This window comes from Streptomyces sp. NPDC001634, assembly GCF_040298185.1.
GTDB lineage: Bacteria > Actinomycetota > Actinomycetes > Streptomycetales > Streptomycetaceae > Streptomyces.
In genome coordinates this window covers 1-1,025 of record NZ_JBEOZU010000251.1, presented here as the reverse complement: position 1 = coordinate 1,025, position 1,025 = coordinate 1, and the positions used below count along the sequence as shown (strand labels likewise).

Genomic DNA, 1,025 nt, shown 5'->3' with positions numbered 1-1,025 from the left:
GGCTTGAGGACGACGCCGTTGCCGAGCGCGAGCGCCGGGGCGACGGACTTGATCGACAGCAGGAACGGGAAGTTGAACGGGCTGATCACACCGACAAAGGAAATTCAGATGCAAGACTATTCTATCACAAGCCAGAGCAAAGGGAAACACCTGACCAATCAAGACCGTTTAAACATTGAACGTTGGCACAATAAAGAAGGACTGAGCAACCGTGAGATTGCGCGCTTATTGAATAAAGCTCATGGGACGATTGACAGAGAGATGAAGCGAGGGGAAATCCAGCTCAAGCGGAAGGTAAAATACTCTGCTAAAAAGGCTCAAGAAAATTATGAAGGATTGAGGGCTCACAGTGTTCGTCCGAGTAAACTCACGACTGAGATTGATTGTTATGTGAGTACACGTCTTAAAGAAGACAAGGACTCTTTGGAAGTCATTCATCAGGCTCTAAAAGGAGTTTCTCTGAGCAGCCTCTACAATTGGGTCAACTGGGGCTGGTTAGAAGCCAAGCGTCATCATCTTTTCTATCCGCAGTATAAGGCGGCAAAGAAAATCAAACCTCGTGCGCCAAAGCATCCTTTTGGTAAGTCTATTGAAGAACGGCCTGAGTTCATTAACAATCGCTTAGAAGTGGGGCATTACGAGATTGACACGGTCATTCTTACGAGAGCTAAGAACAAGGTGCTTTTGACGCTCACAGAGCGAAAATACCGCACGGAGATCATTCGCTTGATTGATGGGAAAACAGCACAGGCGGTCAATGATGAGCTGGTGGAACTTCAAAAAAGTTATGACTTCAAATCCATTACCCCTGACAATGGCCATGAATTTGCAAGGCTCTCTGAGGTCGTAAGCTGTCCAGTTTACTATGCACACGCCTACGCGAGCTTTGAGCGAGGGACGAATGAAAACCATAACCGAATGATTCGTAGGCATCTGCCAAAAGGCACAACAAAGACGACCCCTGAAGAAGTCGCCGCTATCGAGTATTGGATGAACCATTATCCAAGAAAAATGTTCAACTATAA

The 1,025-nt window shown here is 46.5% G+C and carries 1 protein-coding gene and 1 pseudogene; one reads left to right on the top strand and one right to left on the bottom strand.

The features are described from left to right. Window positions 1-95, bottom strand: a pseudogene (locus tag ABT186_RS47870) (aldehyde dehydrogenase family protein); the annotation flags it as partial. Between the two features lie 13 nt (window positions 96-108). Between ABT186_RS47870 and ABT186_RS47865 the strand changes: the two are divergent. Then, window positions 109-1,025, top strand: a 917-nt coding sequence (locus ABT186_RS47865; RefSeq protein WP_351796782.1) for an IS30 family transposase, incomplete at its 3' end; no start/stop codon positions are given.